10 protein-coding genes are annotated in these 13,803 nt (G+C 40.0%); 4 read left to right on the top strand and 6 right to left on the bottom strand.

From position 1 onward, the window contains the following. Positions 1-56 precede the first annotated feature (56 nt). Both ABJH98_RS03820 and gndA read right to left on the bottom strand, forming a co-directional pair. Positions 57-1,334, bottom strand: coding sequence for an Nramp family divalent metal transporter (locus tag ABJH98_RS03820; protein WP_348306305.1), 1,278 nt, complete (start codon positions 1,332-1,334; stop codon positions 57-59). Positions 1,335-1,351: 17 nt separating this feature from the next. Beyond that, a complete protein-coding gene (gndA, locus tag ABJH98_RS03815; RefSeq protein WP_348306304.1) occupies positions 1,352-3,253 on the bottom strand; it encodes an NADP-dependent phosphogluconate dehydrogenase in 1,902 nt (633 codons plus the stop codon). An 86-nt stretch (positions 3,254-3,339) separates the two neighbouring features. Between gndA and ABJH98_RS03810 the strand changes: the two genes are divergently transcribed. Further along, positions 3,340-4,110, top strand: coding sequence for a glucose 1-dehydrogenase (locus ABJH98_RS03810; protein ID WP_348306303.1), 771 nt, complete (start codon positions 3,340-3,342; stop codon positions 4,108-4,110). A 91-nt stretch (positions 4,111-4,201) separates the two neighbouring features. On the opposite strand, the gene ABJH98_RS03805 is transcribed toward ABJH98_RS03810, so the two are convergent. The 3 genes from ABJH98_RS03805 to ABJH98_RS03795 all read right to left on the bottom strand — a co-directional run bounded on the left by ABJH98_RS03805 (position 4,202) and on the right by ABJH98_RS03795 (position 9,407). After that, positions 4,202-6,316, bottom strand: coding sequence for a M3 family metallopeptidase (locus ABJH98_RS03805; RefSeq protein WP_348306302.1), 2,115 nt, complete (start codon positions 6,314-6,316; stop codon positions 4,202-4,204). Positions 6,317-6,437: 121 nt separating this feature from the next. Further along, entirely contained in the window at positions 6,438-8,072 is a 1,635-nt protein-coding gene (locus tag ABJH98_RS03800; protein ID WP_348306301.1) for a M28 family metallopeptidase, read from the bottom strand. A gap of 57 nt (positions 8,073-8,129) precedes the next feature. Beyond that, positions 8,130-9,407, bottom strand: coding sequence for an acetyl-CoA hydrolase/transferase C-terminal domain-containing protein (locus ABJH98_RS03795; protein WP_348306300.1), 1,278 nt, complete (start codon positions 9,405-9,407; stop codon positions 8,130-8,132). 223 nt (positions 9,408-9,630) lie between these two features. On the opposite strand from ABJH98_RS03795, the gene ABJH98_RS03790 reads away from it, so the two are divergent. From ABJH98_RS03790 to ABJH98_RS03780, 3 genes are read left to right on the top strand one after another with little or no spacing between them, the layout of a single operon-like run. Next, entirely contained in the window at positions 9,631-11,046 is a 1,416-nt protein-coding gene (locus ABJH98_RS03790; RefSeq protein ID WP_348306299.1) for a pyridoxal-dependent decarboxylase, read from the top strand. 19 nt (positions 11,047-11,065) lie between these two features. Beyond that, positions 11,066-11,758, top strand: a complete 693-nt coding sequence (locus ABJH98_RS03785) for an NAD-dependent deacylase (protein WP_348306298.1) — start codon at positions 11,066-11,068, stop codon at positions 11,756-11,758. Continuing rightward, on the top strand, positions 11,755-12,477 hold the full coding sequence (locus ABJH98_RS03780; protein WP_348306297.1) for a hypothetical protein: 723 nt from the start codon (positions 11,755-11,757) through the stop codon (positions 12,475-12,477). Before ABJH98_RS03785 ends, ABJH98_RS03780 begins: the two co-directional genes overlap by 4 nt. A 34-nt stretch (positions 12,478-12,511) precedes the next feature. Here ABJH98_RS03780 and ABJH98_RS03775 read toward each other — a convergent pair whose 3' ends face one another. After that, entirely contained in the window at positions 12,512-13,777 is a 1,266-nt protein-coding gene (locus ABJH98_RS03775) for a cystathionine gamma-synthase family protein (RefSeq protein WP_348306296.1), read from the bottom strand. Positions 13,778-13,803 lie beyond the last annotated feature (26 nt).

The following is a 13,803-nucleotide window of genomic DNA, read 5'->3' as shown; positions in this document are numbered from 1 at the left end:
TTAGGCATTTCTATTCTAAAAGAATAACTCTGTAATTCAATTTCTGGATTCATTTATTACACAAAGTAATCCATTAGAGCCATGATTCCATTGTATGAAATTACAAGAGAAAAAAACAAGGCGGCATACATTCCTATATAAACACCCCAACTGGTTTTATAATCTTTCATGACATTTTTATTGCTCAGCATCAGTATAATTCCGAGCACCACTATCGGCAATACGAATACATTAAACACCTGAGATAGTATTTGAATTTGAATAGGATTAGACCCAAAAGCCGGACCCATCAATGCCACCAGACTAGCGACTGCTGTAATGATTCTAAACTGCTTTGAGCTGGTGTCTACGGTTCCAGATTGATAATCAGCGATAAGCAATGGAGCGATTAATAGACAAGGAAATACGGAAGACAACCCAGCACTCAATGCTCCACAAAAGAAAATAGTAACAGCCCATTTACCCACAACTGGCTCCAATGCTCCAGCCATATCTATTACTTGTGTAACTTCTTTACCATCATAATACAAAGCGCCAGCAGACACAGCCATAATCACTCCACTGATCACAAAAATTAAAACCGCTGCTGTAATTGAATCCCTTTTTTGTTGATCCAAATTCTTGATGGTCCAGCCCTTACCCTTCACGAACAATGGACGAGATAAAAAAGTAGCAGCAGCCATGGTAGTTCCTACAAAAGCAGCTACTAACATCTTACCTCCAGGGACATCAGGAATAGTGGGAATCAAACCTTTCACTACATCTATTCCATGAGGCTGCACAAAAAAGAAAGATATGATAAATGATAAGCCCATGAAGGATACAAATACCACTAGGATTTTTTCGAAGAAAGTGTACTTTCCTACCAGCATCAATAAATAGAATACCACTATTACTACGATGGCAACCGTTAAGACCACCTCATATTTATGTGGGGCTAAGCCTTCAATATTGAGTGCCAATATTTCAAAAATAATATTGGACGAAATTCCTAAAATACCCATTAACGAATTCCATTGTCCAAATGAAATTCCCACAATGATCAAGAGTGCGATGAGCTTACCATACTTTAAATGCTTCTTAAAGCCATAAAGCGCCGTTTCACCTGTGATCAATGCATAATTCCCATAAGCAAACATCAAAACACCAGAAAATAAGCAACTCAAAAAAAGCACCCACAGCAGCTGCATCCCAAAGGTGCTTCCAGCCACGATCATAGAAGTCACACTCCCTGTGCCTATGGTATAGCCTATCGCAAAAATGCCAGGACCAAAACCTAGAACGATGGATATAATTTTCTTTAACAAAGATTTATTATGGTCTGAATCTGCCATGCGCTTATTTTATTAGTTTAATTGTTAATCCAATCGGTGTGATAGAATTTCCCAGTATCGTCGTCATTTCTTTGGTATGTATGTGCACCAAAATAGTCACGCTGCGCTTGAATTAAATTTGCAGATGAATTGGACACAGCAAAGCTGTTTAAGAAATTAATCGATTCGCTCAGATTAGGAATCGCTACTTCATTCAGCACACAAGCTGATATCACTTTTTTAGCACTTGGCTTTAAAGCTTTAACTCTTCTGATTATTTCGTCGTTCATCAGTAAATTCTTTGAGGTCTTAAAAGTGGTAACCAATTCTATCATGAGGTCTGAGCGAATAATACACCCATTGGTCCAAATCCTAGATAGTTCACTTAAGTTCAAGCCCCAATTATGATTTTCTGATGCTTCATGAATCAATTTGAACCCTTGATAGTGATTGATAATCCTGGCAAATTGATAGGCTTCCAAGAGTTCATCAACACTAAGATCTAGGTCAGGAAGATTTTCTGAAGCAAAGTTTCTACTTGCCATCACACGTTCTTCTTTAAAATAGGAGGTATATCGTGCAAATAGTGCTGAAGCGATCATGGTACTTGGCACACCCAGCTGAGCAGAAGCAATCGTTGTCCAGTTTCCCGTGCCTTTATTTCCAGCCTTGTCCATGATTTTATTGACCAACCAATCTTCACCTTCCTTCTTTCTCAGGATATCAATTGTAATTTCCATCAAATAGCTATTGGCAGTTGGTTTCCATGATTCCAAATCTTCTGCTATTTGGCTCGGATTCTTACCCATAGTTTTGAGAATGATATATACTTCAGCTAGTAATTGCATCTCCGCATACTCAATTCCATTGTGAACCATTTTCACAAAATGGCCACTGCCGCCATTTCCGATCCACGTGCAGCAAGGTAGCCCATTGGCATCCTTAGCCGCAATAGCTTCTAAGAAAGGTTTTACTTCGTTATAAGCATCAGGATCGCATCCAGGCATGATCGAAGGGCCTTTTAAGGCTCCTTCTTCTCCGCCTGAAACACCGGTACCGACAAATTTGATACTCTTAGATTTCAAATGCTCAACGCGTTCATTCGTATCATTATAGTTGGAATTTCCTCCATCGATCAATATATCTCCTTTATCCAAGTGTGGCAAAAGGTCTTCAATGACATCATCCACAATCTTACCAGCATTCACCATCAGCATGATCTTTCTTGGCTTTTGCAAGGAATTCACAAATCGTTCTACATCGTCAAATGAGCTTGCGGCTGACAACTCTCCAAATTCATTTTTAAACTTTTTGGCCACATCGACTTCTTGTCCATCCACATGCCGATTAAATAAAGAGATTTTGAATCCTTTGTTGGCTAAATTTCTTGCCAGACTCTTGCCCATTACGCCTAATCCAAACAGGCCAAATGCGGACTTTTCCATTAGTTCCTTATCTATCACTTCTATAATTTTTTCAGGTGTTAAACTTATATCTACTTTAATAGCATTTTTAGGCTCTTCCAAAGTATCAAATTGAGATTGCAACAGGTCAGAGCTCATGTAATGCCCTTTACGATTGTTTATTCTTTCTTTGATCTGTTCGAATGAACCGTGCAGGAATACCCATTTGCAAGTGGTTTCAATTTTGGCACTTAAAATTGCTCGATAGCTCTCCTTCAATGCTGAACAAACTATAACACATCCACCATTTTTCATTTGGCCAATAGCAAGCTTGTTTAATGTTTGTAACCAGCCCAATCTATCCATGTCATTTAGCGCTTTCCCACTTGACATTTTTAATACATTTTCTTTTGGGTGGTAATCATCCCCATCAAAAAAAGGAATTTCTAACGCTTCAGCCAGCAAGTTTCCGATCGTGCTTTTACCCACTCCAGAAACTCCTATAATGAAAATAATCTTATTTTTTACGTCAGTCATAATATTTGGGCACCCAATCTGGGCACCCAAATATATATTTTTTTATATTTACAAAAAATTGAATAGTCAACTAATTCAGGTTCAACATGAAAAACAATAATAAATTAGTCGGAAAAAATGTCCTTATCACCGCTGGAGCACAAGGAATCGGCGAATCAATCACAAGACACTTTATTGACAATGGAGCGAATGTTGCGATTCACTATTTTTCCAGTGCCGATAAGGCAAATGAATTGACGAAATACGCCATTGCAAAAGGTCAACAAGCCATTGCTATCAGTGGAGACTTGACAAAAGAAGCTGAAGCCAATGAATTGATGAACAAAACTGTTGAAACCCTTGGAGGTTTAGACATATTAATTAATAATGCAGGTTCACTCGTAGCACGTAAGATGCTAGACGAGATGGAAGCTGATTTTTGGCACAAAGTCATGGATATCAATATGACCTCCATGATGTTTGTGACACGCGCAGCAGCTCCTCATTTGGCAAAAAATGAAAGCAGCAGTATTGTTAATTTGGCTTCACTTGCTGGACGCAAAGGAGGACATCCAGGATCACTCGTTTATTCCACAAGCAAAGGAGCCATTCTGACTTTCACCAGAGCACTTGCTTCTGAACTAGGGCCAAAAGGCACAAGAGTCAATGCAGTTGCTCCTGGTCTTATTTTGGGCACATCTTTTCACAACACCCATACTTCCAAAGAATCAGCAGATAAAACAACAGCTGAAATCCCTATTCAACGCGCCGGAAATGCAAATGATGTAGCCAGAGCCGTATTGTATTTGGCCTCCGAATACGATGGATTTATCACTGGCGCTACGCTCGACATTAATGGTGGCGTCTACAATATGTAGTTTCTCAGCACATTCGAAGCTAAACTTGAAAACAAAAAAAGGAGCCATTCCTATCACGGAATTGCTCCTTTTCACTGTATTGAATTTTCAATTACTGGAACCCCTTCTTCTCTAACAGTGGTCCTATTTCAGGAGTTTTACCCCTGAATTCTACATAGAGATCCATGCCAGGTTTTGACCCTCCTTTACTTAACATGATTCGGTATTTTTGGGCGGTTTCTTGATCAAACAAATCACCCGTTTCCTTAAAGGCTTGAAAACAATCAGCATCTAGCAACTCCGACCATAAGTAGCTGTAGTACCCCGCAGAATACCCACCAGAAAATATGTGATTAAAATATCCACTTCTATATCTAGGGATAATTTGATCAATTAGTCCTATTTTATCCATGGCCTCTTTTTCGAAAGCCCTGGCTTCTACTCCATCAGCACTCGTCAATGTATGCCAATACATATCCAGATAAGCGGCTGCCATATACTCTACCGATCTAAAACCTTCATTGAAAGCATTGGCGTCGTTCATTTTCTGAACCAACTCATCTGGGATCACTTCTCCTGTCTGATAATGCTTGGCATAGAGTTTAAGCACCTCTGGCTCGCTCATCCAATTTTCCATTACCTGAGAAGGAAACTCCACAAAATCTCTTGGCACATTAGTGCCAGATTGTGACGGATAAGTCACATTAGACAACAGGCCATGCAAGGCATGTCCAAACTCGTGAAACATAGTTTCTGACTCTGAAAATGACAATAAAGATGGACTATCTTCTGTAGGTGCTGGAAAATTGAAATTGTTAGTCACAATAGGTGTCACGTTGCCGTCCATTTTCGATTGCGATCTGAGTGCATTCATCCAAGCTCCACCACGTTTGCTATCTCGCGCAAAGAAATCCATATACAAAATCCCGATGTGCGTTCCATCAGCTTCAAGCACTTCAAATACCTGCTGATCTTCATGCCACTTAGGCATATCCTTCATTTCTTTGATTTGCATCCCAAACAGCTTATTGGCCAATGCAAATGCACCATCTCTTACAGCCGTAAATTCGAAGTAAGGACGCATGGCATCTTCATCAAAGTCATACTTTGCCTTTCTGACTTTCTCCACGTAATATCTCCAGTCAGATCCTCTCAGCTCTCCTTCAACACCGTCTTTTCTCAATTCTTCAGTCAATGCCGCTCTTTCAGCCTTAGCCATTTCCAAAGCAGCAGGCCAAACTTGATCCATAAAATCCATCACGGCTTTAGGCGTTTGCGCTACGCTAGATGACAACTGCACATCTGCATGCGTCTTGTAGCCCAGAAGGTTAGCCCTCTCTATTCTAAGTTTTACAATTTCTTCGATGATAACTTTGTTATCGTTTTCATTGTCGTTGTCTGCTCTCATGGCATATCCCTGATACAACTCCTCTCTCATTTCCCGATTTGGAGAATATTGTAAAAATGGGTTGATACTCGGTCTCTGTAGAGTGAATGACCAACCCTCCTCATGACCTCTTTTCTTGGCTTCTGTAGCTGCCAAAGAAACCAAACTACTAGTCAAAGTACCATAGTCTTCAGGATTTGTGGTATGTGTTTCGAAGTTGTTGGTCTCCGCCAAAACGTTTTGTCCAAACTTGGTAGTCAACTCCGAAAGTCGGCTGTTGATCTCTTGCAATCTTTCCTTTTGTTCGCCTTCTAAACCAACTCCAGATCGAACAAAACCTTTATATGATTCTGATACTAATCTTTTTTGCTCAGCATTAAGATCACTGCTTTCCAACCCATCATAAATTGCTTCAACCCTTTCGAACAAGCCTTTATTCAAATTGATATAATCATAGTGCTTAGAAAGCAAAGGTGAAACTATAGTACGGACTGAATCTAACACATCGTTGGTATGAGCCCCAGCAACAGCATAAAATACTCTGCTGGTATTATCCAATGTTGCTCCAGCTCTTTCTAGCGCTTCCATGGTATTGGCAAATGTTGGTGCTTCGGTATTATCTACTATAGCATCAATTTCCGCTTTATGCTCACTCATTCCCTGCTCAAAAGCTGGCATATAGTGCTCATTTTTTATCTCATCGAATGGTGGAACACCAAAAGGTGTATTCCATTCTGAAAGCAAAGGATTTTCTTCTTTCATTGCTTTGTTTGTGTCTGGTGATTGACAACTGGCCAGTGCCATGACTGCAGCTGTCAGTCCTACTAAAGTTATTCTCATAGGGTTAATATTTTATTGAAATAGGAAAAGCGATGACTATCATCGCTTTTCAACAGTTTTTAAATTTAATATGAATTTTTAGCTAAATCCTAACAATTCCACCAGTGGTGGTATGAATTTACTATTGGCCTTCTCTGATCGCTTTAAACTCAGAGCCTTCTTTCCACTTAGGGAATGTAGACTCATTGGAAAGCGTATAGCCAATATCGAACATCACTTGCATATCCAACTTTACTCCTTCTGCATCAAAATCATCTGAGTATTCGTCGGAAGGTTTGTGATAGTTTTCACTAGTGTATTTCTTGTATTGTTCTTCTCCCCATTCCTTTCCGTTGGCTTCGCTATCAGTAGCTCCTTTGCCGTACAAGGCCGGAATACCAATTTTTGCAAAATTGAAATGATCTGAACGGAAAAAACCACCTGATTCAGGGTGTGGATCTGGTGTGATGTATCTGCCTTGTTTCTCGACTGCTCGCTTTGCATATTCATCCAATTCTGATTGACCATAGCCAACAATAGAAAAATCATTGACTCTTCCAATCGGGCGGATAGCATCCACATTTAAATTAGCCACTGTTTTAGCCGGATCATAAATAGGATTCACTGAATAATGCGCAGAGCCCAAGAGTCCTTGCTCTTCCGCAGTTACTGCCATAAATACCACCGACCGTTTGGTTGGGATATTTAGTTGTGTAAAAGCTTCTGCTACTTGAACGATGCCGGCGACGCCAGTACCGTTGTCTACGGCTCCATTATAAATCGAATCGCCATCCACTGGCTTACCAACTCCAAAATGATCCCAGTGTGCACTATAAATGATCGTTTCGTCAGGTCTCTCCGACCCTTCATATTTAGCGACCACATTATTCGATTTTGATCTTTTGATATTGTTTACTAATCCCACAGAAAGCTGTTGATTCATTGGAAATGACTTGAATTCACCTTTACGTGCTTCTTCATAAAAATCATACTCTTCCATACCCATGTTGGCAAACATCTGATTGGCACTTTCTTCTGACACCCAACCTTCAATCACGCATCTGGACATGTTGTTATCTGGATTCTCAAGATAAAGATTGGCACCTGACCATCCGCCTTGCACTACTTCGAATGGATAACTGGCATGTGCGGTTTCGTGTACGATGATAATTCCTGCTGCACCTTGTCTTGCTGCTTCTTCGTACTTATAAGTCCACCGACCATAATAGGTCATTTCGTTACCTTTAAAGAACGATTTGTCTTCAGTTCCGAATCCTGGATCATTGATCAATACAAGGACAGTTTTTCCTTTTACGTCCAAACCCTCATAATCATTCCAATCATATTCAGGGGCAATCGTTCCATATCCTGCGAAAATGATCTCCGAATTCTCTATCCGAACAGAGTCGGTTACTCTCCGTGTCAGTGCCACAAAATCATCCCAGTAATTCAGATTGATTTCACTTTCACCTCCTGTGATTTTCATTTGTGTATCAACAGTCGCGGCAAGCTCCACCAGTGGCACCTCTTGGAAATAGCTGTCCCCATTCCCAGGCTTTAGACCTAATTTTTTAAATTCATCTCTGAGATAATTGATGGTTTTAGTTTCACCTTCGGTAAATGGCATTCTACCCAAAAACTCATCAGAAGACAATGCCTTGATTCGAGATTTCAATCCCTCCTCGTTGATACTATCATAAGCTTCCTGAAAATTTTCCTTTGGCCCACAGGCAAAGGCAATTACAGTAATAATAAGCGCGTTTAATATACTTTTCATTGGATCATTTAGATTAATAATTGCCCAATTTAAATAATTCCTCTCGCCTCAAAAAACTTAAACCAGTTTCCTTCCAAATCGCTCAAAAGCTGCTTGATCCAATGCTTCACGATGATCAGGATGTGCAATATCAATTAACAATTTAGCTCGCTCCTGCAGCCCTTTTCCATACAAATCTGCAATCCCATATTCAGTGGCTATATAATGGACATTGGCACGGGTAGAAACCACTCCTGCTCCTTCCTTTAAGGTAGGTACAATCTTAGACACCCCTTTAAGCGTAGCTGATGAAAGGGCTATGATTGGCTTCCCTCCTTCTGAATAGGATGCGCCTCTAATAAAATCAATTTGTCCGCCTACCCCTGAATATTGTTTGGTCCCTATAGAATCCGCGCAAACCTGACCAGTTAAGTCAATTTCAATTGCGCTATTAATTGAGGTCACTTTAGGATTTTTTCGGATCACAGAAACGTCATTGGTTAAGGCCACATCCATCATCATCACCCCTGGATTGCCATCGACAAAATCATAGAGTTTTTTGGTTCCCATGATAAACGCAGATACAATACGATCAGGGTACAGTTTTTTCATCTCGCCCGTTATAACTCCCTTCTCCACCAATGGGATCACACCATCAGAAAACATCTCGGTATGGATTCCTAGTTTTTTATGATTGGTCAAACATGACAAAACCGCGTTTGGAATCGCTCCAATTCCCATTTGCAAGGTGGCTCCGTCTTCAACCAAGCCGGACACATAGTTACCAATTCGTTTTTCAATGTCGGTAGACTCAGGAACATCGACGGTATATATTGGACAATTGTGTTCTACTAGAATATCAAAATTACTGACATGCATCATACCATCCCCGTAGGTTCTAGGCATATTTTCATTTACCTGAGCTATTACCAATTTGGCGCATTCGACGGCCGTATGAGAAGCATCCACTGACACACCCAATGAACAATACCCATGTTTATCCGGTGGTGAGACTTGCACAAAAGCGACATCTAAAGGCAACGTTTCTCTTATCATTTTGGGTATCTCACTTAAAAAAACTGGGATATAATCCGCTATCCCATCTTGAGTAGCACGGCGGACATTGGCTCCAACAAAAAATGACTTGACTCGAAAACTATCTCGATATTGCTCGTCCAGATATTTGGCTTTGCACTCGGTGTGGAGATGTACGATTTCTACATTTTCCAAATCCGGCGCTCTATCACAGAGTGCATCGATTAGAATTTGTGGAGCTGCTGCCACACTGTGAATAAAAATTCTATCGTTTGACTTTACATATTCGAGTGCCTCCTTGGCTGACAAGTATTTGCTCATGGTCTCTTTTTTTGTTGTAAAACTAGAAGGGTCAATACTTTAAAATCATGACCTATATCATACTTGATTCAGGTTCTTATCATTTTGATATTTACGTCGTGAATACCTTTACTTTCGATGATATACAACTTTTAAATTTCTAAATCAGTTTAAAAATATAATTTAGACAACTCTTTCTTTTTATCAGAGTAAATCACACCGAAAATAATACAGAATCAATTATATGCTAAACAATAAATCATTTAGACAGGAAGCACACAAACTCGTAGATTGGATGGCTGATTTTTACGAGAACATTGAAAATTTACCTGTCAAATCTCAATCAAAACCTGGGGATATCATCAGTCAATTACCAGAGATTCCGCCGACTAAAGGAGAACCATTTGAGCAAGTTTTTAAAGATTTTGAATCAATTATACTTCCTGGTATGACGCAATGGCAAAGTCCGAACTTCCATGCTTACTTTCCAGCCAATTCCAGCTACCCATCTGTTTTAGGCGAAATGCTAACTGCAACGATTGGAGCTCAATGCATGATTTGGGAAACCTCCCCTGCAGCAGCCGAACTGGAAGAATTGATGATCAACTGGCTCAAACCTTTGATGAATATTCCGTCAGATTGGACTGGCTGCATCCAGGATACTGCCTCAACTGCCACACTTGCGGCCATGATTTCGGCAAGAGAGAAAAAAACCAACTGGTCTATCAATCAAAAGGGGTTTGACAGCCAAAAATTAAGATTCTATTGTTCATCAGAGACACACTCTTCGATTGACAAGGCAGTGAAAATACTTGGTGCCGGTGTTGAAAACTTAGTCAAAGTAGAGGTAGATGAAAACCTTTCAATCCTTCCATCAGCATTGGAAACGGCAATTGCGCAGGACATTGAAAATGGCTTAATTCCATGTGCTGTGGTAGCAGCAGTTGGAACTACTGGTACTCTTGCAGTCGATCCAATAGATGCCATTGGTGTTGTTTGCAATAAGTATAATGTTTGGCTTCATGTAGATGCAGCCTATGCTGGAACCGCTCTTATGTTACCTGAATATCACAACCTGATTTCAGGAATTGAGAAGGCAGACAGTTTTGTATTCAATCCACATAAATGGATGTTTACGAATTTCGACTGCACAGTTTATTTTATAAAAGATGAAGAAGCCTTGATCAAAACCTTCGAAATTTTACCGGAGTACCTGAAGACAAGTACCAGAGGTCAAGTCAAGGACTATAGGGATTGGGGCGTACCTCTTGGCAGAAGATTCAGAGCCCTGAAACTATGGTTTGTCATTCGGGATTTTGGGGTAGAAGGAATCCAAACCAGACTTCGGGAGCATATCAACTATGCTGATTGGTTTGCCAACCAAGTAAATGATTCTGACCATTTTGAAATAGTCATTGAGCCCAAACTGAATGTAGTCTGTTTCCGGATGATCAATTCGACAAAATCGGAACAACAACTGGAGCAGTTAAATGCGAGCCTAGTTGCATCCATAAATAACTCTGGAAAAGCATATCTGACGCATACGAAGATAAAAGGGAAATATGCACTTCGCATGGTTATAGGTCAGACTTATGTGCAGAAACATCACGTTGAGAAAGCTTGGACACTCATACAATCCAAAGCCAATGCGCTTATTTAGTTAATTTTAATTCAAAAAGTTGAAAAGAATAGTTGTACTTACTGGTGCGGGAATTAGTGCTGAATCTGGAATTAAAACCTTTCGTGATGCCGATGGTCTTTGGGAAGGCCATGATGTGATGGAAGTGGCTTCTCCTCAAGGTTGGGCAGCCAATCGCGATTTGGTGCTCGACTTCTACAACCAAAGACGAAAGCAAGCGCTTACAGCCGAGCCCAATCATGGGCATTTAGCACTAGCTGATTTAGAAAAAGACTTCAAAGTCACGATTGTCACCCAAAACGTGGATGATCTCCACGAAAAGGCTGGATCATCTCATATCATTCACTTACATGGAGAGTTATTCAAATGTAGAAGTACGGTAGATGAGTCTTTAGTCTATGACATGGATAGTTGGGAACTAAACCCTGGAGACCAATGCGAAAAAGGCTCTCAATTGCGACCTCATATAGTATGGTTTGGAGAAATGGTGCCCATGATGGAAGTAGCAATTCAAGAAGCACAAATGGCGGATATATTTCTAATTGTTGGCACCTCATTGGCTGTCTATCCAGCTGCAGGACTTATGCACCATACTCAGAGCAATATTCCGAAATTTATTATAGATCCTAATATGCCAGATGTCCAATCAGAGCCTAACCTATTTCTATTTGAAGAAAAAGGCGGGACTGGTGTGAGCAAAGTGGCCAATATGCTGAGAAAAAAATACTTATGAGTAATAATAAAATTGTAAGTCAAAATTTAACCAAAAAGCTAAAAGGCTCTGTCATTAGCGCCCATCGAAGTACGCAATTAGAAGATCCAATCTTTGCCATAAATTGGTTCAACTTGAAGCGGATCTGGCTCTATGAATTGTATAATCGATTGGTTATTGGACAATTGAAAAGTATTGGTGGGAGCCCCATTTTCAAAGGTCGGCTCCAGAAAATAATTCTTGACAATGATAGGTTGAGAAGAGATATGCTTTTGATTGTAAAATATCCGAAAGCTCAAGCATTTTTAGACCTGATTTCTTCCAAGATTTTTCAGATCAAAAGTCTTCTTCGATCTTCTTCTGTCATACATTTTCAATTTGGATTTATGCAGAAGATAAACTCAGGCAGCCTAAATGTAACCAACTCAAAATACAAGGGAAAACTCAAATACCTAGTGCATGTTTGTGAAAATAGCGAATATGAAAATTTTCAAGACCTAATAGATCGCGCTGCGTCAATGGAAGTTTTTCCTCATTTTATAGGACAAAAATCCGCCATGTTGGGCTTACAAAAAAAGGATGGGAAACTAAGAACGTTAGATTTTGTGCTTAGTCATGTTTTAGTCTTTAGCGGGTTTGACACGGATGCTTTGGAGGGATTTACCCGCTCAGCATTCTATCAAGAATTTGTCCAAACCAATAAGAATAACTTTATTGGAATCTATGATAGGAAAATATGACTCCCGAAACCTATTCGGGAGCCAGAATTTTGGGTTATGCTAAATCTAATTCAAGCGTTAATGCTTGTTTTAAATCCCAAATCAAATCGTCCGGGTTTTCTACTCCCACAGACAATCGAATTAAATTTTCTTTAATACCAATTTTCTCTTTCTCCTCTGGGTCCACACCAGCATGTGTCATAGTTGCTGGATGCTGAATCAATGATTCTGTACTACCCAAGCTAACCGCCAGTTTCACCAATTTCAGTTTATTGATAAACTGAAATGCTTCCGCTTCGCTACCGTCAATTTCAAATGAAATCATTGCTCCTGCTGAATTACATTGTCTTTGAAAAATTTCATGCTGTAAAGGGTTGTCCTCCTTTAGGAATCCCATGTAATACACTTTATTGATCGAAGTATGTGACCTTAAAAATTCAGCTACCTTCGCTGCATTTAATGCCTGAAGCTCCATTCGGGCTTTCAACGTTTCCAAACTTCTCATCAGCAACCAACCTGTCCATGGGCCTGCCATATTGCCTAGGAAGGTTCTAAGACCTTTAATACGTGTCATGTTTTCTTTCGAACCCAAACAAGCACCTGCGATTACATCGCTATGGCCTCCAATATATTTTGTAGCGGAATAAAGCACAAAGTCAGCACCATGCTTGAGCGGATGTTGCCATAGTGGCCCCATATATGTGTTATCAACGGCTAAATAAACACGTTCATCTTCCCTAGAAAACTGATCAGCAATTTGTCTACACATCTGCATGTCTATCAAACTGTTGGTTGGATTCGCAGGTGTCTCTATATAGATCATCGCTAATCGATCAGAATGACCAGAATCTACGATGATGGATTCAATTTCTTCTTTGGTACTGTCCGGATAAAACCCAACGACATGAATGCCAAATTTGGTCAAAATGTGATTGATGAAATGATCTGTCCCACCATATACGGGCGAGCTATAGAGCAGTAAATCACCCGGCTTTAAAAATTCCATCAGACAAGTAGAAATGGCTGACATACCACTTTCGAATACTGCACAATCCTCGGCCTGATCCCACAAGCATAGCCTGTTTTCCAAAATTTCCAAATCAGGGTTATTTAATCTGCTATAGATCAATCCTAATTCTTCTCCTTGTTCTTGCTCCCTAAGTCCATAAGCAACTTCAAAGAAGGCTTTACCTTCTTCGGCTGAGTTGAATACAAATGTAGAAGTTTGAAAAATTGGACACTTGATTGCTCCTTCGGACAACTTAGGATCGTATCCGTGGGACATCATTAAACTTTCCGGGCTGAATTGTGGTTTCATCATTTATTTTTTACTTAAAAATGACCAAT

The organism is Reichenbachiella sp. (assembly GCF_039969095.1).
Lineage (GTDB): Bacteria > Bacteroidota > Bacteroidia > Cytophagales > Cyclobacteriaceae > Reichenbachiella.
The sequence above is the reverse complement of the archived record's forward strand: the minus strand, read 5'-3'. Positions and strand labels throughout refer to the sequence as shown.

Excerpts from the sequence above, each read along its gene's own strand:
- ABJH98_RS03820 (WP_348306305.1), bottom strand. The coding sequence starts at position 1,334 with ATGGCAGATTCAGACCATAATAAATCTTTGTTAAAGAAAATTATATCC.
- gndA (WP_348306304.1), bottom strand. The coding sequence starts at position 3,253 with ATGACTGACGTAAAAAATAAGATTATTTTCATTATAGGAGTTTCTGGA.
- ABJH98_RS03810 (WP_348306303.1), top strand. The coding sequence starts at position 3,340 with ATGAAAAACAATAATAAATTAGTCGGAAAAAATGTCCTTATCACCGCT.
- ABJH98_RS03805 (WP_348306302.1), bottom strand. The coding sequence starts at position 6,316 with ATGAGAATAACTTTAGTAGGACTGACAGCTGCAGTCATGGCACTGGCC.
- ABJH98_RS03800 (WP_348306301.1), bottom strand. The coding sequence starts at position 8,072 with ATGAAAAGTATATTAAACGCGCTTATTATTACTGTAATTGCCTTTGCC.
- ABJH98_RS03795 (WP_348306300.1), bottom strand. The coding sequence starts at position 9,407 with ATGAGCAAATACTTGTCAGCCAAGGAGGCACTCGAATATGTAAAGTCA.
- ABJH98_RS03790 (WP_348306299.1), top strand. The coding sequence starts at position 9,631 with ATGCTAAACAATAAATCATTTAGACAGGAAGCACACAAACTCGTAGAT.
- ABJH98_RS03780 (WP_348306297.1), top strand. The coding sequence starts at position 11,755 with ATGAGTAATAATAAAATTGTAAGTCAAAATTTAACCAAAAAGCTAAAA.
- ABJH98_RS03775 (WP_348306296.1), bottom strand. The coding sequence starts at position 13,777 with ATGATGAAACCACAATTCAGCCCGGAAAGTTTAATGATGTCCCACGGA.